This is a genomic window from Paenibacillus sp. J22P169, assembly GCF_059691995.1.
Genome location: NZ_JCAUAO010000009.1, coordinates 60729 through 86561, shown reverse-complemented (window position 1 = coordinate 86561; position 25833 = coordinate 60729). Strand labels below are relative to the sequence as shown.

Genomic DNA, 25833 nt, shown 5'->3' with positions numbered 1-25833 from the left:
TCTTCCGTTCATGGTTACGTTCACCATCCGTCTTGATTGGTTTCATTCTCTTCTATGGTAAATGATGTATAGTGCTTCTTGCAAATGGAAACAATACGAAAAAACAAGAAGAAGGGGATAACGTGAATGTACATCGGTTCTTGAAGCAATTGAAGAAAAGACTACGCTGGAAGCGCAGTTGGTTAACCTTAGGGATGTTCGTTCTGGTTGTTACGATTACCTGGATCGCATGGGGGGAACATGACCGCCCGAACCCGAATGTTGCCACGCGAGCGACCATCGCTGGTTTAACGCCTGAGGATGATGTACGTCTTCAGGAAGCGACAAAGCTGTTGCAAACCATTTCGGATCGCAGAGAAAGCTATTTGCTCAAGTCCTATGTTTGTGGAGAAGAAACCAGCCTACTGGGTTCGCTTACGTCACAAGAATTACTCTCGCTTCAGAAACAACATCCAAGCTGGTTATTAAGCATCAAGGAGGCCGGCGAGGTTGTCTTTACGGAAAACATTGATGATTTATCTCCAGACTGTAAAGAAAAAGCCGTATTTGGGATTGATGGGAGCAGCAACTTGTCGTTATTCAATGGTACACCTGCAAATAATCAAATTATTCGAACCTTTTTCCAACTCAATATCCAGCAGTTAGAAAGCAGCTTGCCAAGAGATACGGTTGCGCAGCTGCACGAAGGAATCCGAGTCACTGATATAGAGGAGTATAATAGCGTATTATCTACATTCAGCGATTATGCCATAGAAGTCACAGAAGGTGCAATGTCGCGTCCCTAGTTCAAACAATACCATAGATAAATTCGAAGAGATAGTTTCGGGAATTCCCGAGTCTATCTCTTTTTTTTGTTATCTGCTATAATGGAAATGACTACATATGTTCGCTTTTTTTTAGATGGGAGAGAAATGTTTTGCGTATTCTAGGGATTGATCCAGGGATCGCGATCGTAGGCTTTGGCTTTATTGATAAAATCGGCAGTAAACTAGTTCCGGTACAATATGGTTCGATTCAAACGGAAGCACACACGGATCCTGGTATCCGATTGAAAGATGTCTATGACGCTACAGTGCAATTGATAGAGAAATATAAACCAGATGTGATGTCTATTGAGAAATTATTCTTTAATCGAAATGTAACGACGGCATTCACGGTCGGCCAAGCGCGAGGTGTGATGATACTTGCGGGCGTTCAGGCTGGGTTGCCGATTGCTGAATATACGCCGCTTCAAGTAAAGCAAGCTGTTGTTGGATATGGGAAAGCAGAGAAGAAGCAAGTGCAAGAGATGGTCAAGATTCTGCTGAAGCTGTCACAAGTGCCGAAGCCAGATGATGTCGCAGATGCGCTCGCTATCGCTATTTGTCATGCCCATTCCTCTTCACTTCAATCTAGGATAAATGAGGTCAGGAAACGATGATAGATTTCTTACGAGGTAAGGTTGCTTTACGTGAAAGTGATTATGCAGTACTTGATGTTAATGGGGTGGGCTATCGTGTATTCTGTCCGAATCCTTATGCACTTTCGCATAAGGAGAATGAGGATGTCACGATGTTCATCCATTATCATGTGCGGGAAGATGCGCATCACCTCTTCGGTTTCATCACACGTGATGAGCAGTCCTTATTCCGTTTATTGCTAGATGTGAGTGGCATTGGTCCCAAAGTAGCGCTTGGTATTCTCGCAGCAGGCGGCAGGCCTGAAGCGGTAATTCTGGCGATCAGCCAAGAAAATCTGGCGTTTCTTACTAAGCTGCCTGGTATTGGGAAGAAAACAGCCCAACGGATTATTCTAGACCTGAAAGATAAGCTGGGCTCTGTCAGCTTCTCGAGTCCTGAAGCCGCTGTTGCCTTAAGTATTGTCGGATCAGCACAATTAACAGAGGGCGGGCTGCCTTGGAGCGAAGCGAAGGAAGCCTTAATGACACTTGGCTATACGGAGGCAGAAGTCGATCGTGCGTGGCTGCAAGTGAAGCCTAAAGCTGGGCCATCGGATTCCGTTGATGTACTTGTGAAGCTTGCCTTGCAAGCCCTATTTACCATGTAAGTGAATTGAACGTGCAAAGGAAGGAGGGACACCATGGACAATGACCGGATCATATCGGCTAATTTTATGATGGAGGACAATGTGGTCGAGTATAGTCTACGTCCTCGTTATTTGGCCGAATACATCGGCCAGAAGCAGGCGAAGGAGAACCTCAAGATCTATATTGAAGCTGCGAAGATGCGGAAAGAAGCTTTAGATCATGTGCTTCTATATGGACCGCCTGGACTTGGGAAAACAACGCTATCCAACATCATCGCCAACGAGCTTGGCGTGAATATTCGTACAACATCAGGGCCTGCCATTGAGCGGCCTGGAGATCTTGCTGCTATCCTGACGAACCTGCAGGAAGGGGATGTGCTCTTCATCGATGAGATTCACCGACTCCACCGAACGGTGGAAGAGGTGCTGTACCCTGCGATGGAGGATTTTGCCCTTGATATTATCATCGGCAAGGGGCCTAGTGCACGATCTGTGCGACTCGATCTGCCGCCATTTACATTGATCGGCGCCACGACACGTGTGGGGCTGCTCTCTGCGCCTCTGCGCGACCGTTTCGGGGTCGTTAGTCGCTTGGAGTTTTATACAGTTGATGAGCTTAGCTACATCGTCAGTCGGACAGCCGACATTCTGCAGGTCGGCATCGTGGGGGATGCTGCTCGCGAGATCGGCATGCGTTCGCGCGGAACACCGCGTATTGCCAACCGATTGCTGAAGCGGGTTCGCGATTTTGCACAGGTGAGAGGCGATGGCATTATTACGATGGAGCTCGCCCAAGAATCGCTGCGCCTGCTACAAGTCGATGATTTGGGGCTTGATGAAATCGATCATAAGATGCTGCGCGCGATTATTCAGAGCTTCCAAGGGGGCCCTGTCGGGCTTGAAACGATCGCTGCAACTATTGGTGAGGAAAGCCAAACGATTGAAGATGTATACGAGCCTTATTTGCTTCAAATCGGGTTTATGCAACGTACACCAAGAGGTCGGACTGTGACGCCACAAGCCTATCACCATCTCGGTTTACCAGTACCAGAGCAACGTTAAATCGTTCTCAGTTCCTCTATACGAGTATTGACAATTGTAAGCTTTTGCCGCTGCTGGAAGGGCGGGCATTAGCTTTTTTTGTCATTTTTTCTGCGCACCAACAAAACTTCTGTCTCTTACTAGAGTCTACATTACTAGATGAACGGAGAAAGAAAGGATACGATACCTGTATGTTTGGAAGACGAAAGATGATGCACGCTAAGCGTATTGCCCTCATAACTACAGCAGCAATAACCTTTACAACCATTTCCTACGGGGGAGCTAAGGCTAACGCGGAGGGAAATAAGCATCTGGATCAGATTCGTGTTGCCCTTGTCCTTAACGCTACCAACTATAAAAAGCTAGAGCCGCTAGTTTCACTCTCCTCTCCTGGTGGATTTGATATTGGTGTTCGCAATTCAGCAACCGCAGAGGTTAAGTCATGGGCTTCGATCGCAGATACGTCCATTCGAATGTCATTAGATCAGTATAGTACGATGATGTTGGAAACAACTGATTTCACTGCTGCCAAGACATTGAATGCGAAACTGGCCGTGATGACAGAGGAAAGTTACGTGTTAAGTCGGTCGAAGTTGGGTAAAATGGTGTACCAAGTTTACTACGGGAATCTGCCTACGAAGGCTGAAGCTGATGATGCAGCTGCTCAAGCGATGAAGGACCCAACTGTAGCAGCCTTGACGAAAACGGCTGTTCTTGCCGTTAGTGGGCCGCTCCATTTGAGCGTGGGGACATTTGCTACAGAGGCTGCGGCGCAACAGCAAATCGCTGTATACACCCAGGCAGGAATTATAGCTGATCTGGTCCTACAAGACGATGGTACAGGGAAAGTTGGCTACGGCGTTTGGGTAGGCAGTGAGGCAACAGATGCCAAACTAGAGGCTGTGAAGCAAGCAGCGTTAAAAGCTGCACCTAACCTGCCTCTCCAATCGGCGAACACAAAGGCTGCTTATTTAATCCGCAGGTCGGATGTAACCGTCGCAAACAGTCCCACAGCTGCGGTAGCTCATTATGTAACATCTGCAGGTGAACAGAAAACGTTAATTCATCCCAAGAAGAATGGGATCGCTGTGAAAGAGCGCCTGGATCGCAGCTTCCGCGGGGACATGGAAGTAAGCACTTATCGTGATCGATTAGCCTTAATAAATGTACTTCCAATGGAACAGTACTTATATGGGGTTATTGGTGCCGAGCTTAACTCACAATGGCCAACGGAAGCGTTGAAGGCTCAGGCTGTAGCTGCGCGTACATATGCCATATATCAAGGAAATAAGTATGAAATTGCACAGGTGACGGATACAACGCAGGACCAAGCATATTACGGGTTGGATAAAGAATTTACAGCTGGCAACCAAGCTGTTGATGCCACGAAGGATGAAGTGATTTCAGATAAGCGAGGCTTGATTTCACCAGTATTTGGGTCCAATGCGGGCGGAATAACCGCAGATCCTACGGAAGCATGGGGCAATTCGGTGGATTATCTGCGGAGTGTGGCTAGTCCGGATGAAGGCGCTGAGCTTGGGAAGGCCATTTGGTACCAAATTCAACTGACAGACGGCCGCATAGGTTTTGTACATAGCATGTATGTTAAGGATAGTGGACAGAAGGACAAGTCCGGTAAGGCTATTTATGAAGCTACAGAGCCAGATGTCAATGTGCGGATCTCGCCTTATGTTGATAATAGTACGAACCCTGCCATCGCAAAACTGGCTGCTAAAGAGAAAGTCATCATCCTGGGGCAAGAGAGAGAATCAAATGCGTATTCCTGGATACGAGGCCCTTATACATTAAGTGAAATCAAGAGTAAGCTTGAAGCTGCAAAGATACTTATTAAAGGGGAATTAACTTCGCTGGAAGTGTCCAAAAGAGGACCATCTGGCCGAGCTATCGAGTTAAAAGCGAACGGTGTTGTCGTAAATGTAAAGAACCCAGATGCGATTCGAACTGTACTTGGCGGTTTACCAAGCACGCTGTTTGAAATAGAAGGAGCAGGCAGTTATACTGGTACTAGTCCAAATGTTCCAAGCATTGCTGTCCTGAGCAGTACAGGGGTAGTCTCGAGCACATCTGACAACATCTATGTGTTAGCTGGCAAACAAGCGCAACCAACAACGGTGAAGACAACGGATATAGTGACATTAAGCAGTAAGGGGATAAGTAAGCCTGCGGTGTCAGGAACCGGGACTCCTGGACTCCCATCCAAGGGATCGACTACCCTGCAAGGCAATCAAATTATTTTCCGTGGAAAAGGGTTTGGACACGGTGTGGGCATGTCGCAATGGGGCGCAAAAGGCTTTGCGGAAAAGGGCTATGATTACAAAAAAATACTTCAGACGTACTTTACTGGGGTCAACATAACGAAGGAATGAATATATCTGATGGAAGTACAAGCTTTCGATTTTGAATTACCTGAATCATTAATCGCCCAGACGCCGCTGCTGCAACGCACGGCGTCTAGGTTGCTTACGCTGAATAAAGAAACAGGCGAAACCGCTCACCGCACATTTGAAGATCTGATTGACTATTTAGAAGCCGGGGATTTACTCGTGATGAATGACACACGAGTCATTCCAGCGCGGCTTTTTGGTATGAAGAAAGACACCGGCGCGAAAGTGGAATTATTATTGCTGAAGCCACTCGGCGAGGACCGATGGGAGGCGCTAGTCAAGCCAGGGAAGCGCATGCAGCTTGGCGCTGTTGCGGTATTCGGCACAACGGCTGACGAGGGCAGTGAACCTCTTTTAACTGCGGAAGTCGTAGAAGTTGGCGACATGGGTGCTCGCATTCTGCAATTCCGGTACACCGGAATTTTCAATGAGATCCTCGATCGATTAGGCGAGATGCCGCTCCCGCCTTATATCAAGGAGCAGCTATCGGAGCGGGAACGATATCAAACCGTCTATGCGAAGCATGAAGGGTCATCCGCCGCGCCAACCGCTGGCTTGCACTTTACGGAGGACTATTTGGAGAGACTTAAGGCCAAAGGTATCCGTCTTGCTTTCGTAACCCTGCATGTAGGCCTAGGCACATTCCGCCCTGTATCCGTGGACAAGATCGAAGATCATCAAATGCATGCCGAATATTACATCCTTTCAGAAGAAACAGCTTCACTGATTAATGAAACCAAATTAGCGGGTAAACGCGTCATCGCGGTCGGAACGACATCTGCACGGACGTTGGAGACAGCCGCTGGATTACGTCGAGAACAGCCTGACTACCAAGAGGGTGAGCTATTGCTCGTTCAGCCTTCACAAGGATGGACGTCCATTTTCATTTATCCTGGCTACACGTTTGGTGTCGTAGATGTGTTGTTGACGAATTTTCACCTGCCCAAATCAACGTTACTCATGCTGATTAGTGCACTAGCTGGGAAAACAAATGTAATGCGAGCTTATGAAGAAGCTGTGAAAGAGGAGTATCGCTTTTTCAGTTTTGGCGATGCGATGTTAATTTATTAAGGCGATATAAACGAACGAGAGAGTAAGCTTAGAATAGGAAGTGGATATCATGACAGCAGCAGTAACCTATGAACCGATTAAAACCTGTAAACAATCCGGCGCACGCTTAGGCCGCGTTCACACTCCACATGGTGTAATTGAAACGCCAGCGTTCATGCCGGTGGGCACACAGGCAACTGTGAAAACGATGAGTCCGGAAGAATTGAAAACGATGGACACTCAGATCATTTTAAGTAATACCTACCACCTGTTCATTCGTCCAGGACATGAGATTGTGAAAGAAGCTGGTGGATTGCATAAGTTCATGAATTGGGATCGTCCCATTCTGACGGACAGCGGCGGATTTCAAGTTTTCAGCTTAAGCAATATGCGTAAAATTACCGAGGAAGGCGTCCAATTCAAATCACATTTGAATGGTGACAAGCTATTCTTATCTCCAGAAAAGGCAATGGAGATTCAGAACGCGCTAGGTTCGGATATCATGATGGCCTTCGATGAATGTCCACCATTTCCAGCTGAATATGAATATGTGAAGAAATCTCTTGAACGTACGACGCGGTGGGCAGAGCGTTGTCTACAAAGCCATGCTAGACCACAGGATCAAGGCTTGTTTGCCATCATACAGGGCGGTATGCATGAGGATCTACGCAAGCTAAGCGCGGAGCAGTTGACTTCCATGGATTTCCCGGGGTATGCTATTGGTGGACTGAGTGTGGGTGAGCCCAAGCACTTGATGTATGAAGTGCTAGATTACACGACACCGCTCATGCCTGCGAACAAGCCACGTTATTTAATGGGGGTTGGCTCGCCGGATGCACTGATTGAAGGCGCTATCCGAGGCATTGATATGTTCGATTGTGTATTACCAACGCGGATTGCTAGAAATGGGACTTGTATGACAAGCTCAGGACGTCTTGTCATTCGCAATGCGAAATATGCAACTGATTTCGGCCCGCTAGATGCCAAATGCTCCTGTTATACTTGTACGAATTATAGTCGTGCTTATATTCGACATCTCATCAAAGCGGATGAAACGTTCGGTATTCGCTTGACAACGATTCATAATCTTCACTTTCTACTACAGCTTATGCGTGAAGTACGGGAAGCTATTAAGGAAGATCGTTTGCTCGATTTCCGCGATACTTTCTTTGCCGCTTACGGGCTGAATGATAATGAAAGAGGATTCTAAGAGAGGAGGATACCTATGTTTCTATTGGCTGACGATACGACAAGCACTGGTGCAGTAGGATATTTGTATACATACGGGCCTTTAGTGCTCATGTTCGTAGTATTGTACTTCTTACTTATTCGTCCACAGCAAAAAAGACAGAAAACACGTAGTCAAATGCTCGGAGGATTGAAAAAAGGGGATAAAGTAGTAACCATTGGCGGACTTCATGGCACGATTGTAGAAATCACAGATGACATTTGCGTACTTCGTGTCAACGATGCGACGAAGATGACATTTGATCGCTCTGCGGTTAATGCGGTTGCACAAACACCTGCTACTAAGGAATGAGAAAATTAAAAAAGCGAGGTCCTATAATAGGCTCTCGCTTTTTGTTTGCTTAATCATATGAAATTTTCAATACTCGTTATTCTTTACTCGACGCTTGAGGAGTGCGCGCTCACCAAGGATGAGACGGCCTTCGGCAATGCGAAGTCCCATTCGGGCAGCTACGACACCAAGTACAACGCCGGCACACATATCAGATAACCAGTGAATGCCTAGATAGAAGATTGTGAAAATAATAAAGGCTGCGGAGCAAGGAACGAAAATTTTCCAAAACATATTTCGGCTTTTTACAGCGATAACTGCCATTGAAATGGAAATGGATGTGTGCAAACTTGGAAAGCAGTTGTCGAGCCCTGATAACGGTCTGTAATCTTGCTCAAACGTTGGGAATACATCTAGAATAAGAAGATCTACCTTTGGATGGAAAAACCATACTTCATTAACTGGGAAAAAGAGATAAAACGGAATGGCAATCATATAATTGAACATGAGTGCATAACAGACCGCATAGAAGAGCTTATGATTCTTCTGGTACGTGTAGAGAGCGACAGAAGTAATCATGATGGATGGAAAAATAATAACATAGAAATAGCTGCAGATAACCGTAAGAACATCATTATGGAAAAAGTTCTGAATCGATGCTACAAAGTCGCCTTCAATGCCGTAGATCGACTTCGTAAAATCGGCTTTGTATTGCATGCCTTTTTCAATCGCCATCTCCATCTTGTTGAACATGAGGATCATAAGTAACGCAATGAAATGAAAAAGGTATTTGCGTGAAGTAAATATTTCTTGAACAAAGCTACTCGCAATGGTGTATGGACTCTTTCGCGTTGCGATAATTACAAAAGCGAAAATAGTTAGTACAATATAAACTGTCGCATGCGTCATAGATTGAAAAGGGCTCATGTTGTATCCCCCCTATATATTGGAAGTTTTGTGCGGCAATAACTATGACATTATACCACATTCAACGGGGGGGAAGTGCAATCTTCACGGAAAAGACTTATTTTTGTGTATTTACACCAAGTATGCCTCCGAGCGCCCCAGCTGCGAATAAAATGCCAAGTAATTGGAGGGATTGAAGATTCAACCCTGCGTCAAAAGCTAGGAAACCGACTAAGAAAATAAGAATGAAATAGAAGATGCCGACCATGCCCCCATGGTACCAGCCGCGGCTACCGGCTCGTTTGCCTGAAACCCATCCTCCAATAAATAAGGAGACTGCGTGGATGATGGTTGTTAATGTGTGTAAGGAGCTTTCTTGTGTGCTTGTTAATAGCAAAAACAAGGAGGTCACGATGGTACCAATGGTCATCATCGTAAATGAATAGACAAGTCCTGAAAATAATGGCGATGTTATTCGAACCTGACTGACCGTTTTCATAGGGTTCACAGGCATCATTCCTTTCCTATATTCGAACGCTTCATTAACATCATTGTATGGGCAAGTACATAGAATTAGTACAAACTGTAGATCAAAGGAGTGTGATTATTTATGACTGAATTCTCTCAGGGTCCAGCTATGTGGCAAGCAGTAGCAGCGTTGCTTATTTTCGCGGCTGCTTACGTTTGTATATTGATTGAAAAGTGGGATCGTATGTATACCGCGTTAGGTGGAGCATGTTTGATGCTGATTTTGGGCATTGTACCACTCCAGAAAGCACTAACAAGCTACGCGAACTGGTCCATTTTGATTTATCTCGTGAGCCTATTTATCATATCTATCCTTTTTCAGAAAACCGGTATTCTTTCTTATATCGTTAGTTCGATCGTTCGAAAATACCGAATGCGTGCACTAACACTTATCATATGCCTTTCACTTCTAGCGGCGATACTTTCTGCACTCTTGGATAGCTTAATGGCTGTCGTAGTTATTGTTCCCTTTATCATTATCGCTTCTAAGAAAATGAGATTATTGCCAGCTCCATTTTTAATTTCTATGCTATTATCCGTACATATCGGCGGCGCAGCAACTATCATGGGGAATCTACCTAGCCGTATGCTGGGGGCCTCAGGACATATCTCAGCAGGGCAGATGTTCATCAAGCTTTTTCCATTGATCTGCTTGCTGTTAGCGGTTGTTTATCTCATTATGTGGTTGATTTATCGAAAACGTTTGGTTGCCGCTGAAGCACATATGCGTGAATTACTCAGCTTGAAGCCAAATTCGTATATCTCAACAAATCGAGTATTCGTATTGGGAAGCAGCCTCATAACGGGGGTGACCATGCTAGCACTGTGCCTTCATGGTGTACTAGCTTGGAGCCCGGCTTACATTGCAGCCTGCGGTGCTATTGCTTCTCTAGCAATCAATTACAAAGACATTTTTGAAACTGTGAAAAACAGAGACTATGGTGCGGTTTGGTATCATTTGAAAGAAACGCAATGGCTCTTTTTCTTAGGACTGTTCATCATGGTTGGTGGCTTAACGTATGCAGGCTTTTCGGGTTTCATTGCAAGCAGAGGGCTTGAGTTAAGTCAAGGGAGTATCCCTTTCTTGACTGTACTGTTGTTATGGTTAAATAGCTTTGGCGCTGCGATGATGGACAACATCCCATTCATTGCTGCGATGATTCCGATTGTAGATCAGATGGAGCAGCTCTTAGAGACTTCCACACAGCCAATTTGGTGGGCATTAATCGTCGGGAGCGGGATCGGAAGTGGCGTGACGCTAATTAGCTCCATCGCAAGCTTATACGCAGCATCATTTACCTATCATGATGGTGTTAAGTTAAAACAAAGTGAATATGTCGTAGTAGCGGCACCGATTTGTTTGGTCTTATTGTTGATTTCTACGTTATATTTCAAATTATTCTTGTTGTAATTGCCAACAATTGAATACGTAATATCTGCATGATGAAGTGCATGGGCGGTCAGAATACCAGTGAACTCCGAGAACGAGCTAGAGCTTAGATCAGGGAGGTTGCGATGGATATTCTGACCATTTTTTTGCGTACAGTGCTTATCTATTTTGTCGTTTTTCTCATGCTGCGAATTATGGGGAAACGTGAAATTGGCAAACTTTCGCTTTTCGATCTCGTCATTTCGATCATGATTGCGGAAATTGCTGTGTTCGTGCTTGAGGATGCGAAAAAGCCCCTTATGTCCGGCCTTTTACCTATGGGGACTTTGGTGCTCATTCAAGTTGTCATTGCCTTTATTACGTTAAAAAGTCGCACAATTCGTGTACTTTTCGACGGGAAGCCGAGTGTTCTAATTAATCGGGGAATGATCAATCGGGATGAAATGAAGAAGCATCGTTATAATCTAGATGATCTGATGCTGCAATTAAGACAAAATAAAATTATGAACGTGGCTGATGTGGAATTTGCGATTTTGGAGCCTTCGGGGAAATTAAGCGTAGTTGAGAAAGATAAGAATGAAAAAGAAACAGGGGCTGGCGTTTCGAAGTTAAAGGAAACGATTCGTTACGAAGGCCTGCCGCTGCCTCTTATTATGGACGGTAAAGTTCAAGACGATAATTTAGAGAAAATAGGGCAAACGAGGTTTTGGTTAAAAAACCAGCTCCAAGAGAAGGGAGCAAGGGATTTTAAAGAAATATTCTATTGCTCGATTGATCATCGCGGCAGGATGTTTCTTGATCGGAAGAGGTAAGCCGCCGCGATTTAGCGTATTATCTTTTTGCCCATGTTCATAACACGCCCGATATCTTTAAGACTAATGAGTCTGAAAAGTGTGATGAAAAAGATATAGGAGAATAGCCCCAGGAGTAAAGAGGAGACGAAACGGATCCAAGTCAGGGAGACCCAAGGCGTATACATGATGAAATAGCATACAATACCAGAGAGAAGCATGGCCGCACCAATTTTCCCGAAGTTACTGCCTTCCATTTTGAATTTGAGTAGTCGAACTACACTATTCCAATGAAGCAGTGTAACCAAAACGATATTAACATTAATGGCGAAAACCGCACCCTGGATACCCATTTCTGGCTTGCTGGCTAACCAGTAGATTAATAACAGCTTGACCGTAGAACCAATTAAAGTGTTGACGAGCGCTGCACCTGGCTTATTCAATGCTTGTAAAGCAGATTGCAGCGGGGCTTGAAAATATATGAAAATTGCGATCGGTGCCATCATTTTGAGCATGACACTGACATCAGGTTGATTGTACATATACGTACAAATCGGTTTAGCTAGTACAAACATTAAGACTGAGAAAGGGGCGCCAGTCACTAAAGCGAGCTTCAGCGATTGATGCAAACGCATATGGATGGTTTTGAGATCTTTACGTGCGGCAGCCTCACTTAACGAAGGAACCAGAGAGACAGACAAGGACATGGTGAGCGCACTCGGGAGAAGGATAATGGGAATGATCATGCCTTGTAATGCCCCGTATTGTGCGGTTGCAAGGGAAGTGGTAATGCCTGCGATGGCTAAGCTCTGAGCAATTAAGATTGACTCCAGTAAATAGGAGCTGGCGCCGATCAGTTTACTTCCTGTAATCGGAATAGAAATACGTAAGATTCTACGTAGATTCGTAAGACGACCTGTTGTTTTCTTCGTGCCAATTTGGGCGAGTGGAGACTTGGGGGAAGCTTGCTTATCCCATCTAAAATGAATAGCCAAGACAGCTAGTCCGCCTATTTCACCTGCCAAGACGCCAATCATCGCACCTGCCGCCGCATATTCAATTCCATAAGGGATCATCATATAAGAACAGACGAGCACCATGACAATCCGAATCAACGTCTCCATAATTTGCGATGTCGCAGTGGGGATCATATTTTGTCTGCCCTGAAAATAGCCGCGATACACAGCAGAGACGCCAATAATAGGGATCATGGGACTCATACATAGAAATGTGTAGTAAACACGGGAATCTGTCAGCAAATGAGAAGTGATCCAAGATGCTCCTGCAATACAGATGACTGTAAAAATTAAGCTTAGCGATATGGTGATTGCTAACGATATGCGCAAAATGCTGCGAATCCGATTCTCATTCTTCTCTGCTTCCGCTTCCGCGATCAGCTTGGCAATAGCAACAGGAATGCCTCCGGTAATGATGGTTAAAATCACAGACAGGAAGGGCCAGCCCATTTGATAAATACCAATGCCTTCAGCTCCGATCACGCGGGGTAAAGTCATTCGGGGTATGAAGCCAAGTATGCGATTCAAAATGCCTGCGGCGAGCAGGATCATTGTACCTCTAATAAACGACTGCTTGGTCACTGCCATACCCTCTTCCGATAATGTCATACCTATGACTATGCGCGAGCTGGCCAAGCTCATGCTAAGATTTTATGGACGAGGGGCTATTTGGCAGGAAATCACGAAGTGAATCTCGAATGATATAACATACAGGTAAAACCAATGCCTTAGGAGGATCCCCCATGAATGACGCACAGGATAACGGAAGTGAAGAAGAGAGTCCGGGGCTTTCGGATCACGAGCTGAATGAAATCATCGAAAACTTATGTTTGAGTAAGGTTGAAGAGTTTATTCTTCTCGGATACGAGCATGTTACCGGCAAGGATATATGGGATTGTGTAAGCGACAAGTACCGCAAGACTGGGTTGCCCTCTCTCCATCAAATCGTAAATGATATTTTGTCCCTCAAATCTACAGCGTTTATGAACTGGATGACGATTAGTATGTATAGAGGAGCCCAATTCTAAGAATGGGCTTATTTTTCATGAAACGACTTAAATTGACTCGTTTTTCAGACCTGAGTATAATAGGCATATTGAGTATTGAAGGGAGACTAGCAACAGATGCTGGATTGGAAAAGAATTTCGTTCTTTTTTCTAACGGTTATCATTGTTCTTGGCGCAATTGGAGCAACGAGCCCTAGACTAGTAGATCGTATTAAGCTTGGATTGGATTTAAAAGGCGGTTTCGAAATATTATACACCGCAGAGCCGTTAACGGCTGGACAGCCTCTAACGAAGGAAACGCTTACGGAAGCAGCGCAAAGCCTTGCTAAACGTGCGGATTCACTTGGTGTTGCTGAGCCTGAGGTGTACCCAGAAGGTTCCGATCGTATTCGCGTACGTCTTGCGGGTGTGGAGAACGAAGAAGAAGTACGTACCTTGATGTCCAAGCCATCCGTACTTACATTCAGAGGACCTGATGGAACGGTTTACATGAATGGAACTGACTTCGTCGAGAACGCAGCGAAATTAAGCTATGATCCGAATACGAAGCAACCGATCGTTGAGATCAAAATGAAAAGCAGAGAGAAATTCAAAGAAGTAACAACGAAGCTGGTAGGCAGCACGTTGTCTATTTATTTGGATGATGTCGTGCAGTCCACGGCGTCTGTCAATTTCCCAATTGATAGCGACTCCGCAATCATTACACAAACTAACGTAGCCGAGGCTACCAAAGTAGCGAAGATGATTAACTTGGGCGCTATGCCGCTCAAATTAACGGAAAAATACATACAACGTGTTGATGCTACTTTAGGAAAAGCTTCCTTGCATGAGACAGCTAGAGCGGGGTTAATCGCTTCGATCTTAATCTTCTTGTTCATGGTCCTTTATTATCGTGTACCAGGACTTGTAGCTGCGTTTACATTGATTACGTATGTGTGGGTATTATTAGCGATCTTCGACTTTATGAATGCCACGTTGACGTTGCCTGGTATTGCTGCCCTTGTCTTAGGCGCAGGGATGGCCGTTGATGCGAACATTATCACATATGAAAGAATTCGCGAAGAAATCCGTGCAGGCAAGAGTATCCTTTCATCCCTGAAAGCAGGGACGAAGCATTCCTTCCGTACGATTATGGATGCGAACGTAACGAATTTAATCGCGGGTATCGTGCTTTATTATGTTGGTAATGGCGCTATTCGCGGATTCGCAGTTATTACGATGATGAGTATTATTATCAGTATCTTAACGAACGTCTTGTTCTCCAGATGGCTGCTACATCTTATTATCCGGGGTAATTTGCTGAAAAAGCCAAGTTATTTCGGTGTGAAGGAGGCAGACATCCGTGGACTCTAAGCAAAAGTTCGATTTTGTAAAAAATCGCAATAAATTTTTCATCATATCGGCTGCAATTCTGATCATCGGGTTAGTTGTTATTTTAACCTCAGGCATGAATTTCGGTGTCGATTTTAAAGCAGGAACGAATATCGACCTTGTTGTCGGTAAACAAATGGATAGTGCCAAAGTTGAGGAAATTCTGCATGGCTTGAACACCAGCGGTGACGTTAAGTCGAAATATGCAGATCCTACAATTGGCGGGAATAACAGTGACCGCGTGTCGATCCGTTTCGATGATGTACTGGATGATGCGACGGTGAACAAGATACAGAAAGCATTTGCAACAGCCTATAGTGCAGAGGTTTCGAAGGAAATCAATACCGTTGATCCACAGCTAGCCAAAGAGTTATTGATGAAAGCGGTGTACGCTGTTGCCATTTCTAGCGTATTGATTTGTTTGTATGTTAGTATCCGTTTTGAATGGCGTTTTGCTCTAGCAGCGATTATCGCTATCTTGCACGATGCGTTCATCGTAATTGCAATGTTTGCGATTTTCCGTTTCGAAGTGAACCTTCCGTTCCTTGCGGCTGTCTTGACCACGATCGGTTATTCCATTAATGATAAGATCGTTATCTTTGACCGGATTCGTGAAAATTTACGTTTCGCTAAACTTAAAACAGATGCAGACCTTGTTGCTCTAGTCAACGACAGTATCTGGCAAACCATGGCGCGTAACATCAATACGGTTCTCGTTGTGTTAATCGCAGCAGGTTGTTTATATCTATTCGGAAGCGAGTCCATTAAGCTGTTCGCATTAGCTAAGTTAATTGGTTTAACAAGCGGTGCTTACTCTTCCATCTTCATTGCGTGTTCCTTGTGGTATTTGTTCAAAAGAAACTCCTTATCACGTTCTAAAAAGAAAGCTGCAGCGTAATAACCATAATAACCGGCCGCGTGATTGTTGCGCGGCCTTTGTATCCGTTCAGGGGGAATGTCCACGTGAATGATGAGGGTTTTCAAAAGACAGAATACGCACTCTGGGGAGGTATGATCGTCCTTGCTGTGCTGGCTTGTCTGAAGGGCATTGTTGGCTTCCAGGCACATAGTATTTCACTGATCGCAGCGGCGGCACAGTCAGCGGCAGGGGTTTGCATATTAGCTGCTGCTAGCACCAGAGTAAGGTCGATGAGAGTGCAGTTGGCCGGTGCTTCCTTCCGAGGATTGGATCAAAAAATTTCAGTCGGTTCGATTCTGCTCATTGTACTGGTTATGGTGATTGGCACTGAATTAGGCATCGTATCTGTCAAATCAATGTTCAACCATGCCGATTATGATTTCACCATAATGCCCCTTGCTGTTCTCGTTTTCTCGCTTCTAACGAAGGAAGTCATGTTCCGATTATTGAGCAGGCTCGGCAATCAGGTTGGAGCAGAGGAATTTATTGCCAATGCACGAAGACGCGGTTCCGATATATACTCTTCTTTTGTGGTTGTGGTTGGCATTGGTTCGACGATGCTAGCACATGCAATTGGATTTACTGCACTTTCCTATGTGGATGCATTATCTGGACTCATTGTTGCACTTTTTATAGGTAAAATGGGATTCTCCTTAGTTAGCAAAACCATATCTACCTCAACCGAAAAAGTTCTTCACCAGGAAGAGGCAGCTGATTTTGTGCAAACTGTTCAAAAGATTCATGGTGTGATTACGGTTGATGATTTGAATGCGAGAGAACATGGGCATTATGTTGTCATCGAAATGACAATCAGTGTAAATCCCAGACTTTCTGTGTGGGAGGGGCATGAGGTGTCAAAGAAAATTAAACAACAGCTGTTGAAGCAGTACCATCATGTCACACATGTGTTCATTCATGTGAATCCTTATGATGCAGGTTATCCCTACAAACAACAAGCAGATGTGGAAGCTAGTGAGCTGCCGTCTGTTTTACACTAATTTATTGTTTTCGAAGTCTAAGTATCACGAGATTTACTTAGGAAAACCCCAAGGAGGACCCCCCAAGTGCTAGCACCGAAGGCAAGATGGAACATTGGAAATGCGGATGAAGCGCTTGTTGAAGAATTTGTTCGTGAGCTGCAGCTGGATCCCTTGGTTGCCCGTATTCTAGTTCTGCGAGATATTCGCAACGTGTCTGAGGCCAAACAATTTATGCAGGGCGGCGTTGGTGATTACCATGATCCCTACTTGTTGGACGGGATGCTGCCCGCTGTGGAGCGAATTCGCAAAGCACTGCAAAACAACGAGTTAATTCGTGTTTATGGCGATTATGATGCAGATGGTGTCAGTAGTACTTCTTTAATGGCGCATTTGTTAAAAGGCTTAGGAGCACGTTTCGATACCTATATTCCCCATCGGATTCGCGAAGGATATGGTTTGAACCGTGCTGCAATGGCCTTGGCGAAGGAGCAAGGTGTTCAGCTGCTTATTACGGTGGATACGGGAATAAGCGCCGTTCAAGAAATTGCCTATTGCCATGAAATCGGCTTGGATGTCATTGTCACGGATCATCATGAACCGCCAGAAGTACTGCCTGATGCCTTAGCTGTGATAAACCCTAAGAAGCCTGGCTGTCCATATCCCTATAAGCTATTAGCAGGTGTAGGCGTTGCATTTAAGCTCGCGCATGCGCTGCTGGAGCGGTTTCCGGAAGAGCTTCTTGAATTCGCTGCGCTTGGTACAGTAGCTGATCTTATGCCACTTACAGGTGAGAATAGGTTGCTTGTGAAGATGGGCCTTGTACGCATGCAGGATTCCAGTTATGTCGGATTTCGTTCCCTTATCGGTGTGTCAGGCATAGAACGAAAAGAGATTACCGCAGGGCATATTGGTTTCTCACTGGCTCCCAAAATTAATGCGAGCGGTCGGTTAGAAGCAGCTGATATTGCTGTAAGGCTGCTTACCACGACGGATGAAAAAGAAGCGGAGCAAATTGCCTTCGAATTGGATATGCTGAATAAGGAACGTCAACAAATCGTCGAGGATATGGTCCAAGAAGCGTTCGCAATGGCGGAGGAGCAGCGAGCAAAAGGCTTGGATAAAGTTATCGTTGTAGCCAAAGAGAACTGGAATGTTGGTGTTGTTGGGATTGTTGCCTCAAAGATTGTGGAGAAATTCTATCGGCCTACGCTCGTACTGAGCATTGACCCAGAGAAGGGCATGGCCAAAGGTTCTGCACGTTCGATTGCAGGCTTTGATTTGCACAAGGCGTTGACAGCTTGTAAGGATCTGCTTGACCACTACGGCGGGCATCAAGCAGCCGCAGGGATGAGCTTGGATAGTGGTCATCTGGAAGCTTTCGCACTTCGATTGAATGAGCTCGCAGCGGCAACTTTGACGGAACAAGACTTCGTTCCCGTGTTACGAGTAGATAATGCGTGCAGCCTAGTCGATGTGCCTATTGCAAGCATTGAGGGGCTTGAACTGCTAGCACCATTCGGAATGGGGAATCCATCACCGAAGTTTATGTTTACGGAATTGGGACTTGAAGATATTCGAACCATGGGTAAGGAAAAGCAGCATCTGAAGCTGGGACTCTCACAAGCGAAGGATGAAGTCAGCTGTACGGTTGAAGCAGTAGGCTTTGGCAAAGGGAGTTTAGCAGCGCTTATTGCACCATCGGCCAAGGTGGATGTCTTGGGAGAGCTCTCGATTAATGAGTGGAATGGCGTTCGAAAGCCGCAAATCATCATGCAGGATCTGCGTATCCCGCATACGCAGGTATTCGATTGGCGAGGTACGGGGCAATTGCACATGAAGCTTGCAGCGCTTGCGAGCAATCTCTCAGGAGGACCTGCGGCGCCACTGAGGTCACCGGGAATTGTGCTTTTTGACGAGGCAGACGTAGCTTTGTATCAGGCAACTGCGACTCAGGTCGGAGATCAAGTGCCTTATTGGATCGTGCAAGATACCGGCTCTCTAAGGTCGGGTAATGAGGCAGCAAACGCGATCGCGTTCGGGGAGCTCCAAGATGTCATTTTGTACACCTTACCGCGTCAGATTGACAGCTTGAAAGGGGTACTCCAACAGGCGATAGGTATGATGCGATGCTATCCAGTATTTGCAGAACTTGGGCAAGATAGTGGGAATACCTTACCTTCCAGGGACATGTTCAAGATGCTCTATGCGACCTTGCAGAAGGAGAAATCACTCCAACTCCAAGATACCAGAATGATGGCGTCTTTCAGTAAACGCTCAGGACTCTCACTCGGCATGATTCATTTTATTATATCTGTCTTCGAAGAATTAGAATTTGTCGTAAAACATGATAATATGGTTACATTGAGTGCCACTCCGGCCAAAAGAGATTTAACGACATCACGATTGTACCAGCATCGATTGCATCGTCAAGAAGTTGAAGCCATTGTCATGTATTCTTCAGCGAAAGAGCTGGAGCAGTGGATCGCTGATCACATAAAATAAAAAAGAGTTCACATTGGAGGAAATCATATGAATTTCAAAGATTATATTCGCGTTATCCCGGACTTCCCACAGCCAGGTATCCGTTTCAAAGATATTACAACGCTGTTGCAGAATGGTCCTGTTTACAAAGAAGCGATCGAGCAAATGAAACAACTTATTCAAGACAAAGAAATAGACTTGATTGCAGGTCCAGAAGCTCGTGGATTTGTAATTGGAGCTCCTCTAGCTACAGCATTAGGCGTAGGCTTTATTCCCATTCGTAAAAGCGGCAAATTGCCTGGCGAAACGATCGAAGCTGATTATGCGCTTGAGTACGGCAAAGATAAGCTTGCCATGCACAAGGACGCCATTAAGCCTGGACAGAAAGTACTTATTGCGGATGACTTGCTTGCAACAGGCGGAACGATTCAAACATCTGTTGATTTGATTAAACAGCTTGGCGGAGAAATTGTTGGAGCTGCATTCTTAATCGAGCTTACGTACCTAGACGGCCGTAGCAAATTTGATGGTATTGATGTCGTATCTCTTGTTCAATATTAAGATAGGGTTGGAGAATCGAAGGTTCGTTATTCGATTCTCTTTTTCATAGCATTCTACGGAGTGAATAGTGTATGTTTTCGGCATCTATGATGCTTTTTGTCGAAAGCATGTACGCGAATAGTTGACGAGGGGCCTGACTTGCAGGCATAATGAATAAAAATCGACTAAAGGGAATGGGTAGATGCATGGGTATAGAGCAGCTGCTGGAAAAGGCCGCCACCTATCTGAAAGAGAATGATTTGCAGAGGATTCGGGAGGCCTATGAATTCGCGGATGAAGCCCATCATGGCCAAGTGCGCAAATCAGGTGAGCCCTATATTCTGCATCCACTCGCTGTTGCAGATATATTGGTGAACATGCAGATGGATGTCACTTCGGTGATCGCTGCGCTTCTGCATGATGTGGTTGAAGACACGACAGTTTCATTGGAAACTGTTCTAGATAAATTCGGGAAAACTTGTGCGATGCTTGTTGATGGTTTGACGAAATTGGAGCGCATTAAGTTCAAATCCAAAGAAGAGCAGCAGAACGAGAATTATCGCAAAATGTTCGTTGCTATGGCGCAGGATATTCGCGTTATTTTGATTAAGCTTGCAGATCGTCTGCACAATATGCGGACACTCAAGTATCAATCAGAAGAAAGCCAGCGCCGCATTGCGGAAGAAACATTGGAGATTTTCTGTCCGATTGCCCATCGTCTTGGTATTTCCACGATCAAATGGGAGATGGAGGACATTGCCCTCCGTTATTTGAATCCGCAGCAATACTATCGGATCGTTAATCTGATGCAGAAGAAACGGACTGAGCGTGAGCAATACATTGAAGATGTGATTCATAGCATCAAAGAAAAATTGGATGAGATGGGAATTCAGGGAGATATTTCTGGAAGACCTAAGCATCTGTATAGCATTTACAAAAAAATGAGCTCCCGCGGCAAGCAATTTAACGAAATTTACGATCTTATGGCCCTGCGTGTCATTGTTGACGGCATTAAGGACTGCTATGCCTCTTTGGGAATCATTCATACGTTATGGAAACCGATGCCTGGCCGCTTCAAGGATTATATTGCGATGCCGAAGCCGAATATGTATCAATCCTTGCATACAACCGTGATTGGTCCGAAGGGTGAGCCGCTTGAGGTTCAGATTCGGACGTGGGAAATGCATCGCACATCAGAGTTCGGGATCGCAGCGCATTGGGCTTACAAAGAAGGCGGCTCTGTTGTTCCATCTGGCACATTCGAGGATAAAATGAGTTGGTTCCGCGAAATTCTTGAGCTTCAGCATGAAACGAATGATGCCTCAGAATTCATGGAATCCATGAAGATGGATTTCTTCTCTGACCTTGTTTTCGTATTTACGCCAAAAGGGGAAGTCATCGAGCTTCCAGCGGGCTCCGTTCCGTTAGATTTTGCTTATCGCATTCATACGGAAGTCGGCAACCGTACCATAGGTGCCAAAGTCAATTCGCGGATCGTTCCGCTCGATCATAAGCTCAAAACCGGCGATATTATTGAAATTCTAACTTCTAAGCATTCCTATGGTCCAAGTCAAGATTGGATCAAGATCGCGCAATCCTCTCACGCTCGCAGTAAAATTAAGCAATGGTTTAAGAAAGAGAAGCGTGAAGAGAATGTTGAAAAAGGTAAGGATATGATTGAACGTGAGCTTAAACGCTTAGCGATTGATCCTCCAACCTTAATGAGCGATGATAAAATGCTGGAAGCAGCGAAGAAGTTTAATTTTAGCGATATTGAAGACATGCTCTCTGCTGTTGGCTTTGGCGGTATTACGGCAGCTCAAATCTGTACGAAACTAACAGAGAAGCTGCGTAAGGAAGCGGAAGAAGCCCAGATTATTAAGCTGAGCAGCGAAGTGAAAGAGGTCAAAGCACCCGCATCTACAGAGCGCAAAGGCCGTCCTACGAATGGCGTTCGCGTCAAGGGTGTGGATAATCTGCTTGTACGATTTGCTCGATGCTGCAATCCGGTACCAGGGGATTTCATTATAGGCTATATCACACGTGGACGAGGGGTTTCTGTGCATCGCGCAGATTGTACCAACATTCCGACGAGCATGGGAGAAGAAGAACGGGTTATTGAAGTGGATTGGGCAGAGGCTGTTGAATCCAATTTCAATGTGGAGATTGAGATAACAGGCCATGATCGCCGCGGCTTCCTAAACGAAGTGCTTCAAGCTGTTTCCGAGAGCAAGACGATGATTTCAGCTGTTTCTGGCCGTTCGGATAAGAACAAAATGGCAACGATCCATATGACCATTTTAATTAAAAATATCGATCATCTACAGTCCGTTGTAGAAAAAATAAAACGTGTCAAAGATATCTATTCTGTTCAACGGATTATGCAGACCTAGCAAGAATAAGGGGATTTAGGAACGATGAGAGTAGTCGTACAGCGTTGTAAACGTGCGGAAGTAACCGTGGATCATCAAATCATCGGTCGTATTGAGCAGGGGTTAATGTTGTTGGTTGGCATTACTCATGAGGATACGGAACAGGATGTGAAGTATCTTGCGGATAAAGTGGCTGGCCTCCGTATTTTCGAAGATGAAACTGGGAAAATGAATCTTTCTGTCATGGATACAGGGGGAGCCATCTTATCGGTGTCACAATTTACGCTGTACGGGGATTGTCGCAAAGGTAAGCGCCCGAATTTCATGGCAGCGGCACGACCTGAACAGGCAGAGCCGTTGTATGATCAATTCAATGGCTTGCTCAGGGAGCAGGGCTTACAGGTTGAAACCGGTGCATTCGGTGAAATGATGGATGTTTCCTTAACCAATTGGGGACCTGTTACGTTAGTCATTGATAGCAAATAAGCTTTTATGGTACAGGTTTCGGGATAGGCAGTTCGGCCGGTGGTTATACTAATAAAGTATAAACTAGCGGTTAGGAGCCTACAGATGCATCAATCCATCAAAGAAAAAATGATCACTGCTCCCGTTCAGCAATTGTTCCATACCTCGATGGCAGAACGGATGAGTCAAGCTTCGGCGTTTGCGGATGTTGAAATAAGTGCAGAATTCACGTCTGATCATGAAAAAATGAAGAGTATTCCTAAGAAATCCTACCGGTAATTCATAAAACCACGTGTGTGCTGTACGTCAGCCCTGCGTGGTTTTATTTGTGAAACGGGTATAATTTCTCTACTACTACAAATTGTGGTAAACTAGCCTATGGAATTATTGTAAGACAAGCAGGAGATAAGGTGGGTGCTTACGTCGTAATGGCAAATTCAAATCGCAACAAATCCACATCCAAAGGATGGCTATGGTTGATGGGGTTATTGATTGTACTTACGCTGCTGGCTGCAACGGCCGCCATGTACTATCAATATGATCACCATAAGGGCGCCAAAGGACATAGTGGGCAGCAACAAGCCCTTGAAGAAGTGAAATCGGTAAAAAAGGCGAAAGACGCCTATGATGTGATTGTCGTTGGTACGGACCCGGAAGGCGTTGCCGCTGCGGTTTCGTCGGCGCGGAATGGATTGAGCACATTGCTTATCGACGGTCGGAATCGTGAGATTCTAGGCGGTTTGATGACGCTTGGCTGGATTAATTCCCTAGATATGAATTATTCCACAAGTAAGACCTTGCTGGGCAAGGATGACGTGTGGAACAAGGGGTATTTCTCTGAATGGTACGCGAAAACCGAAGGGGACTCCTTCGATGTACATACAGCTGCAAATGCCTTCTACGATGCTGTGAAGAATGAGAAGAATATCGATGTTTTGATGAAAACGAAGAAGATTGAACCTGTAATTTCGCAAAATAAAAATGCGGTGCAAGGCGCGACGATCACTCTTGAAAATGGTACCACCCAAGTAGTTAAAGCCTCATCGGTCATTGATGCGACACAAGATGGTGATTTCGCAGCAGCAGCAGGCGTACCTTTTACAATGGGACATGAGGATATTGGGGATCCGAAATCCAAGATGGCTGTCACGCTTGCCTTTCGTTTGAAGAATGTCACACCTGAAGTCTGGAAGCTGATGGCTAATCGCTTGAATGGGGATGACAATTCAGGTACTGGTGTAACGGATGTGAGTGTATTCGGATACAGCGAAATGAGCAATTATCCTGCAATTAACAAGGATAGAGCCAAAATGAGAGGCCTCAACATGGGGCGGCAAAATGACAATACGGTGCTTATTAATGCTTTGCAAATTTTTGGTGTAGACACCTTTGATCCGAAGTCGGTTCAAGAGGCATTTGATATTGGGAAAAAAGAACTGCCGAATATTGTCGCTTACATGCAGAAAACCTTTCCAGAGTTTTCTTCGATTGAGCTGGATGGCTCCGCTCCCGAGCTTTATGTGAGGGAGACCCGTCACATGCAAGGCGAATACCGATTGAGTATCGTCGATGTTTGTACAAATGCAGATCAGTGGGATCGCATCGGCTTCGGATCCTATCCTGTCGATATTCAGCGTATCGCACCAACGGATTCAGGCAATGTTGTGTGTAAACCCAAACAATATGCGATTCCTTTCCGCAGTATCGTTCCGCAGAAGATTGATGGCTTACTCGTCGTAGGCAGAGCGGCAAGCTACGATACACTTCCACACGGAAGCGCACGTGTCATGCCGACGGGCATGGCAGAAGGAGAGGCAGCAGGAGCTGCAGTGAGCTTAGCGAAAGCAGAGAATATGACGTTCCGTCAGCTTTCAGCATCCAAGGAAATGATAGCGAAGCTTCAAGCGCAGCTTAATAAGCAGGGCATGGAAGTTCAGCCGATGAGCATTAAGCCACAACCTTTCATGGAGCATAAGGCATTCGATGGTCTGAAAACGGCAATGATGCTTGGCTTGGCATCGGGTGCTTATGATAATAACTTCCGTCTAGATGACGCGGCTAATCCGAAGCGAATGGTCAACGTGGTTGGCGGGGCTAGGAAGATGAAGCCGGATGCGTTTGCTGGGGATGTTAATCAAGCTATCGCTAAGGTGGAAAATGCGGATAAAATCCCGCTGACCCTTGAGCAAGCGAGCTATACGTTTACACAAGCACTTGGTATAAAAGTTACAGCTGCTGAAGCGCAAGCGAAGCTCGTAGAGGGCAAACTGCTAACTGCAGCAACGATTAACGGTATTGCTGATAAACAAAAATTAACCAACGCCGATACGTATATGATGATTCGTGACGTTAAGCTGGGTTTGACAGGTAAACCATAAATTAAATCAATAAAGAGCCTTATTGCCGCAATGGATGTGGCTGTAAGGCTCTTAGTTTGTAGTTGGCGATGAGTGTTAGGATGGTGACGGTTACATTTGTTAGTCTTCGTCTGTAACTTCTTCGTCTGCTTCTGCGGATTCCTCTGCTTCTTCCTCGTCGGCAGCTTCTGGCTCCTCGTCCGCGGATTCTTCACTTTCAGCTTCTTCTGCTTCGGCTTCTTCCTCATCAGCGGCTTCTTCTTCCGCTTCTTCTGCATCAGCATCCGTCTCTTCAATGGCCTCTTCTTCGGCTGCTTCTTCGTCAGCAGTTTCTTCTTCTACTTCGGCTTCGGTTTCGGATTCTTCAGAGAAAAGCACCACGAGATCTTGACGTTCCTCTTGAAACTCGTTTTGTAGTGTCATTGTTACAGCCTCCAGATGTAATATTCAAGGCCATCTGCCTTGTTGTACATGTATATGTGAAAATAGAATGAATATACGAGTGAAACGAAATGAAAATGCTTGAAATTAAACGAGATTTTGGCGTAATCAAATTGTAACAAGAGCTTCATGTTCTTTTAATCTAGGCGGGATATACTAATAATCGACCCCCTTTAAAATATAAACTTTTGAAAGCCTGCCGCCCCGTGCTGCAGGCTATTTTCTTTGT

General features: G+C 45.3%; 24 protein-coding genes. 20 read left to right on the top strand and 4 right to left on the bottom strand.

All coding sequences use genetic code 11. The features are described 5' to 3' along the window. The first annotated feature begins 122 nt into the window (after positions 1-122). From AC58QG_RS29395 to yajC, 8 genes are all read left to right on the top strand, one after another. On the top strand, positions 123-785 hold the full coding sequence (locus tag AC58QG_RS29395) for a BofC C-terminal domain-containing protein (protein WP_497365620.1): 663 nt from the start codon (positions 123-125) through the stop codon (positions 783-785). 131 nt (positions 786-916) lie between these two features. Further along, positions 917-1420 (top strand): crossover junction endodeoxyribonuclease RuvC, encoded by a 504-nt coding sequence (gene ruvC / locus AC58QG_RS29390; RefSeq protein WP_497365619.1) that lies wholly within the window; start codon positions 917-919, stop codon positions 1418-1420. Beyond that, complete coding sequence (gene ruvA, locus AC58QG_RS29385; protein ID WP_497365618.1) at positions 1417-2046, top strand: Holliday junction branch migration protein RuvA; 630 nt, start codon at positions 1417-1419, stop codon at positions 2044-2046. The genes ruvC and ruvA overlap by 4 nt, the downstream gene beginning before the upstream one ends. 33 nt (positions 2047-2079) lie before the next feature. Continuing rightward, positions 2080-3087, top strand: coding sequence for a Holliday junction branch migration DNA helicase RuvB (gene ruvB, locus AC58QG_RS29380; protein WP_497268972.1), 1008 nt, complete (start codon positions 2080-2082; stop codon positions 3085-3087). Positions 3088-3257: 170 nt separating this feature from the next. Next, positions 3258-5453 carry a SpoIID/LytB domain-containing protein gene (locus AC58QG_RS29375; RefSeq protein WP_497365617.1) on the top strand — a complete coding sequence of 732 codons (2196 nt, stop codon included), beginning with the start codon at positions 3258-3260 and terminating at the stop codon, positions 5451-5453. Positions 5454-5462: 9 nt separating this feature from the next. Beyond that, positions 5463-6542, top strand: coding sequence for a tRNA preQ1(34) S-adenosylmethionine ribosyltransferase-isomerase QueA (gene queA / locus AC58QG_RS29370; protein ID WP_497365616.1), 1080 nt, complete (start codon positions 5463-5465; stop codon positions 6540-6542). Between the two features lie 49 nt (positions 6543-6591). Continuing rightward, the gene (gene tgt, locus AC58QG_RS29365; protein WP_497365615.1) at positions 6592-7731 is read left to right on the top strand and encodes a tRNA guanosine(34) transglycosylase Tgt; all 1140 of its coding nucleotides are present in this window, start codon (positions 6592-6594) and stop codon (positions 7729-7731) included. A gap of 15 nt (positions 7732-7746) precedes the next feature. Next, the gene (gene yajC / locus AC58QG_RS29360; protein WP_497365614.1) at positions 7747-8061 is read left to right on the top strand and encodes a preprotein translocase subunit YajC; all 315 of its coding nucleotides are present in this window, start codon (positions 7747-7749) and stop codon (positions 8059-8061) included. Positions 8062-8127: 66 nt separating this feature from the next. Here yajC and AC58QG_RS29355 read toward each other — a convergent pair whose 3' ends face one another. Next, entirely contained in the window at positions 8128-8967 is an 840-nt protein-coding gene (locus AC58QG_RS29355) for a phosphatase PAP2 family protein (protein ID WP_497365613.1), read from the bottom strand. Positions 8968-9064: 97 nt separating this feature from the next. Continuing rightward, positions 9065-9445, bottom strand: coding sequence for a TIGR04086 family membrane protein (locus AC58QG_RS29350; RefSeq protein WP_497365612.1), 381 nt, complete (start codon positions 9443-9445; stop codon positions 9065-9067). Between the two features lie 111 nt (positions 9446-9556). Here AC58QG_RS29350 and AC58QG_RS29345 point away from each other — a divergent pair, with 111 nt between their 5' ends. Then, complete coding sequence (locus tag AC58QG_RS29345; RefSeq protein WP_497365611.1) at positions 9557-10885, top strand: ArsB/NhaD family transporter; 1329 nt, start codon at positions 9557-9559, stop codon at positions 10883-10885. 104 nt (positions 10886-10989) lie between these two features. Beyond that, on the top strand, positions 10990-11676 hold the full coding sequence (locus AC58QG_RS29340; RefSeq protein WP_497365610.1) for a DUF421 domain-containing protein: 687 nt from the start codon (positions 10990-10992) through the stop codon (positions 11674-11676). 11 nt (positions 11677-11687) lie between these two features. On the opposite strand, the gene spoVB is transcribed toward AC58QG_RS29340, so the two are convergent. Beyond that, positions 11688-13253: a stage V sporulation protein B gene (spoVB, locus tag AC58QG_RS29335; RefSeq protein WP_497365731.1), complete on the bottom strand. Its 1566-nt coding sequence runs from the start codon at positions 13251-13253 to the stop codon at positions 11688-11690. A gap of 161 nt (positions 13254-13414) precedes the next feature. Between spoVB and AC58QG_RS29330 the strand changes: the two genes are divergently transcribed. The 10 genes from AC58QG_RS29330 (at position 13415) to AC58QG_RS29285 (ending at position 25184) form a co-directional block, all read left to right on the top strand. Further along, positions 13415-13699 (top strand): post-transcriptional regulator, encoded by a 285-nt coding sequence (locus AC58QG_RS29330; RefSeq protein WP_497365609.1) that lies wholly within the window; start codon positions 13415-13417, stop codon positions 13697-13699. Positions 13700-13798: 99 nt separating this feature from the next. Further along, positions 13799-15031: a protein translocase subunit SecD gene (secD, locus tag AC58QG_RS29325; RefSeq protein ID WP_497365730.1), complete on the top strand. Its 1233-nt coding sequence runs from the start codon at positions 13799-13801 to the stop codon at positions 15029-15031. Continuing rightward, on the top strand, positions 15021-15947 hold the full coding sequence (gene secF, locus AC58QG_RS29320) for a protein translocase subunit SecF (protein ID WP_497365608.1): 927 nt from the start codon (positions 15021-15023) through the stop codon (positions 15945-15947). The genes secD and secF overlap by 11 nt, the downstream gene beginning before the upstream one ends. 65 nt (positions 15948-16012) lie before the next feature. Then, complete coding sequence (locus AC58QG_RS29315) at positions 16013-16966, top strand: cation diffusion facilitator family transporter (RefSeq protein ID WP_497365607.1); 954 nt, start codon at positions 16013-16015, stop codon at positions 16964-16966. Between the two features lie 66 nt (positions 16967-17032). After that, positions 17033-19450, top strand: coding sequence for a single-stranded-DNA-specific exonuclease RecJ (gene recJ, locus AC58QG_RS29310; protein WP_497365606.1), 2418 nt, complete (start codon positions 17033-17035; stop codon positions 19448-19450). A gap of 27 nt (positions 19451-19477) precedes the next feature. Beyond that, positions 19478-19990: an adenine phosphoribosyltransferase gene (locus AC58QG_RS29305; RefSeq protein ID WP_497365605.1), complete on the top strand. Its 513-nt coding sequence runs from the start codon at positions 19478-19480 to the stop codon at positions 19988-19990. 185 nt (positions 19991-20175) lie between these two features. Continuing rightward, positions 20176-22362 (top strand): RelA/SpoT family protein, encoded by a 2187-nt coding sequence (locus tag AC58QG_RS29300; protein ID WP_497365729.1) that lies wholly within the window; start codon positions 20176-20178, stop codon positions 22360-22362. Positions 22363-22386: 24 nt separating this feature from the next. Beyond that, the gene (dtd, locus tag AC58QG_RS29295) at positions 22387-22827 is read left to right on the top strand and encodes a D-aminoacyl-tRNA deacylase (protein ID WP_497365604.1); all 441 of its coding nucleotides are present in this window, start codon (positions 22387-22389) and stop codon (positions 22825-22827) included. A gap of 84 nt (positions 22828-22911) precedes the next feature. Then, positions 22912-23085: a hypothetical protein gene (locus tag AC58QG_RS29290; protein ID WP_497365603.1), complete on the top strand. Its 174-nt coding sequence runs from the start codon at positions 22912-22914 to the stop codon at positions 23083-23085. A 149-nt stretch (positions 23086-23234) separates the two neighbouring features. Then, positions 23235-25184 carry an FAD-dependent oxidoreductase gene (locus AC58QG_RS29285; RefSeq protein WP_497365602.1) on the top strand — a complete coding sequence of 650 codons (1950 nt, stop codon included), beginning with the start codon at positions 23235-23237 and terminating at the stop codon, positions 25182-25184. 99 nt (positions 25185-25283) lie between these two features. Here the strand turns inward: AC58QG_RS29285 and AC58QG_RS29280 are convergent, their stop codons facing one another. Further along, positions 25284-25586, bottom strand: a complete 303-nt coding sequence (locus AC58QG_RS29280; RefSeq protein WP_497365601.1) for a hypothetical protein — start codon at positions 25584-25586, stop codon at positions 25284-25286. Between the last annotated feature and the right edge of the window lie 247 nt (positions 25587-25833).

What these genes read in the sequence shown, in the direction of transcription:
- yajC (WP_497365614.1), top strand. Translation starts at nt 7,747, where the DNA reads ATGTTTCTATTGGCTGACGATACGACAAGCACTGGTGCAGTAGGATAT.
- AC58QG_RS29305 (WP_497365605.1), top strand. Translation starts at nt 19,478, where the DNA reads ATGAATTTCAAAGATTATATTCGCGTTATCCCGGACTTCCCACAGCCA.
- tgt (WP_497365615.1), top strand. Translation starts at nt 6,592, where the DNA reads ATGACAGCAGCAGTAACCTATGAACCGATTAAAACCTGTAAACAATCC.
- AC58QG_RS29300 (WP_497365729.1), top strand. Translation starts at nt 20,176, where the DNA reads ATGGGTATAGAGCAGCTGCTGGAAAAGGCCGCCACCTATCTGAAAGAG.
- ruvA (WP_497365618.1), top strand. Translation starts at nt 1,417, where the DNA reads ATGATAGATTTCTTACGAGGTAAGGTTGCTTTACGTGAAAGTGATTAT.
- AC58QG_RS29350 (WP_497365612.1), bottom strand. Translation starts at nt 9,445, where the DNA reads ATGAAAACGGTCAGTCAGGTTCGAATAACATCGCCATTATTTTCAGGA.
- AC58QG_RS29355 (WP_497365613.1), bottom strand. Translation starts at nt 8,967, where the DNA reads ATGAGCCCTTTTCAATCTATGACGCATGCGACAGTTTATATTGTACTA.
- AC58QG_RS29330 (WP_497365609.1), top strand. Translation starts at nt 13,415, where the DNA reads ATGAATGACGCACAGGATAACGGAAGTGAAGAAGAGAGTCCGGGGCTT.
- AC58QG_RS29285 (WP_497365602.1), top strand. Translation starts at nt 23,235, where the DNA reads ATGGCAAATTCAAATCGCAACAAATCCACATCCAAAGGATGGCTATGG.
- AC58QG_RS29290 (WP_497365603.1), top strand. Translation starts at nt 22,912, where the DNA reads ATGCATCAATCCATCAAAGAAAAAATGATCACTGCTCCCGTTCAGCAA.
- queA (WP_497365616.1), top strand. Translation starts at nt 5,463, where the DNA reads ATGGAAGTACAAGCTTTCGATTTTGAATTACCTGAATCATTAATCGCC.
- AC58QG_RS29345 (WP_497365611.1), top strand. Translation starts at nt 9,557, where the DNA reads ATGACTGAATTCTCTCAGGGTCCAGCTATGTGGCAAGCAGTAGCAGCG.
- ruvB (WP_497268972.1), top strand. Translation starts at nt 2,080, where the DNA reads ATGGACAATGACCGGATCATATCGGCTAATTTTATGATGGAGGACAAT.
- AC58QG_RS29340 (WP_497365610.1), top strand. Translation starts at nt 10,990, where the DNA reads ATGGATATTCTGACCATTTTTTTGCGTACAGTGCTTATCTATTTTGTC.
- AC58QG_RS29280 (WP_497365601.1), bottom strand. Translation starts at nt 25,586, where the DNA reads ATGACACTACAAAACGAGTTTCAAGAGGAACGTCAAGATCTCGTGGTG.
- AC58QG_RS29375 (WP_497365617.1), top strand. Translation starts at nt 3,258, where the DNA reads ATGTTTGGAAGACGAAAGATGATGCACGCTAAGCGTATTGCCCTCATA.
- dtd (WP_497365604.1), top strand. Translation starts at nt 22,387, where the DNA reads ATGAGAGTAGTCGTACAGCGTTGTAAACGTGCGGAAGTAACCGTGGAT.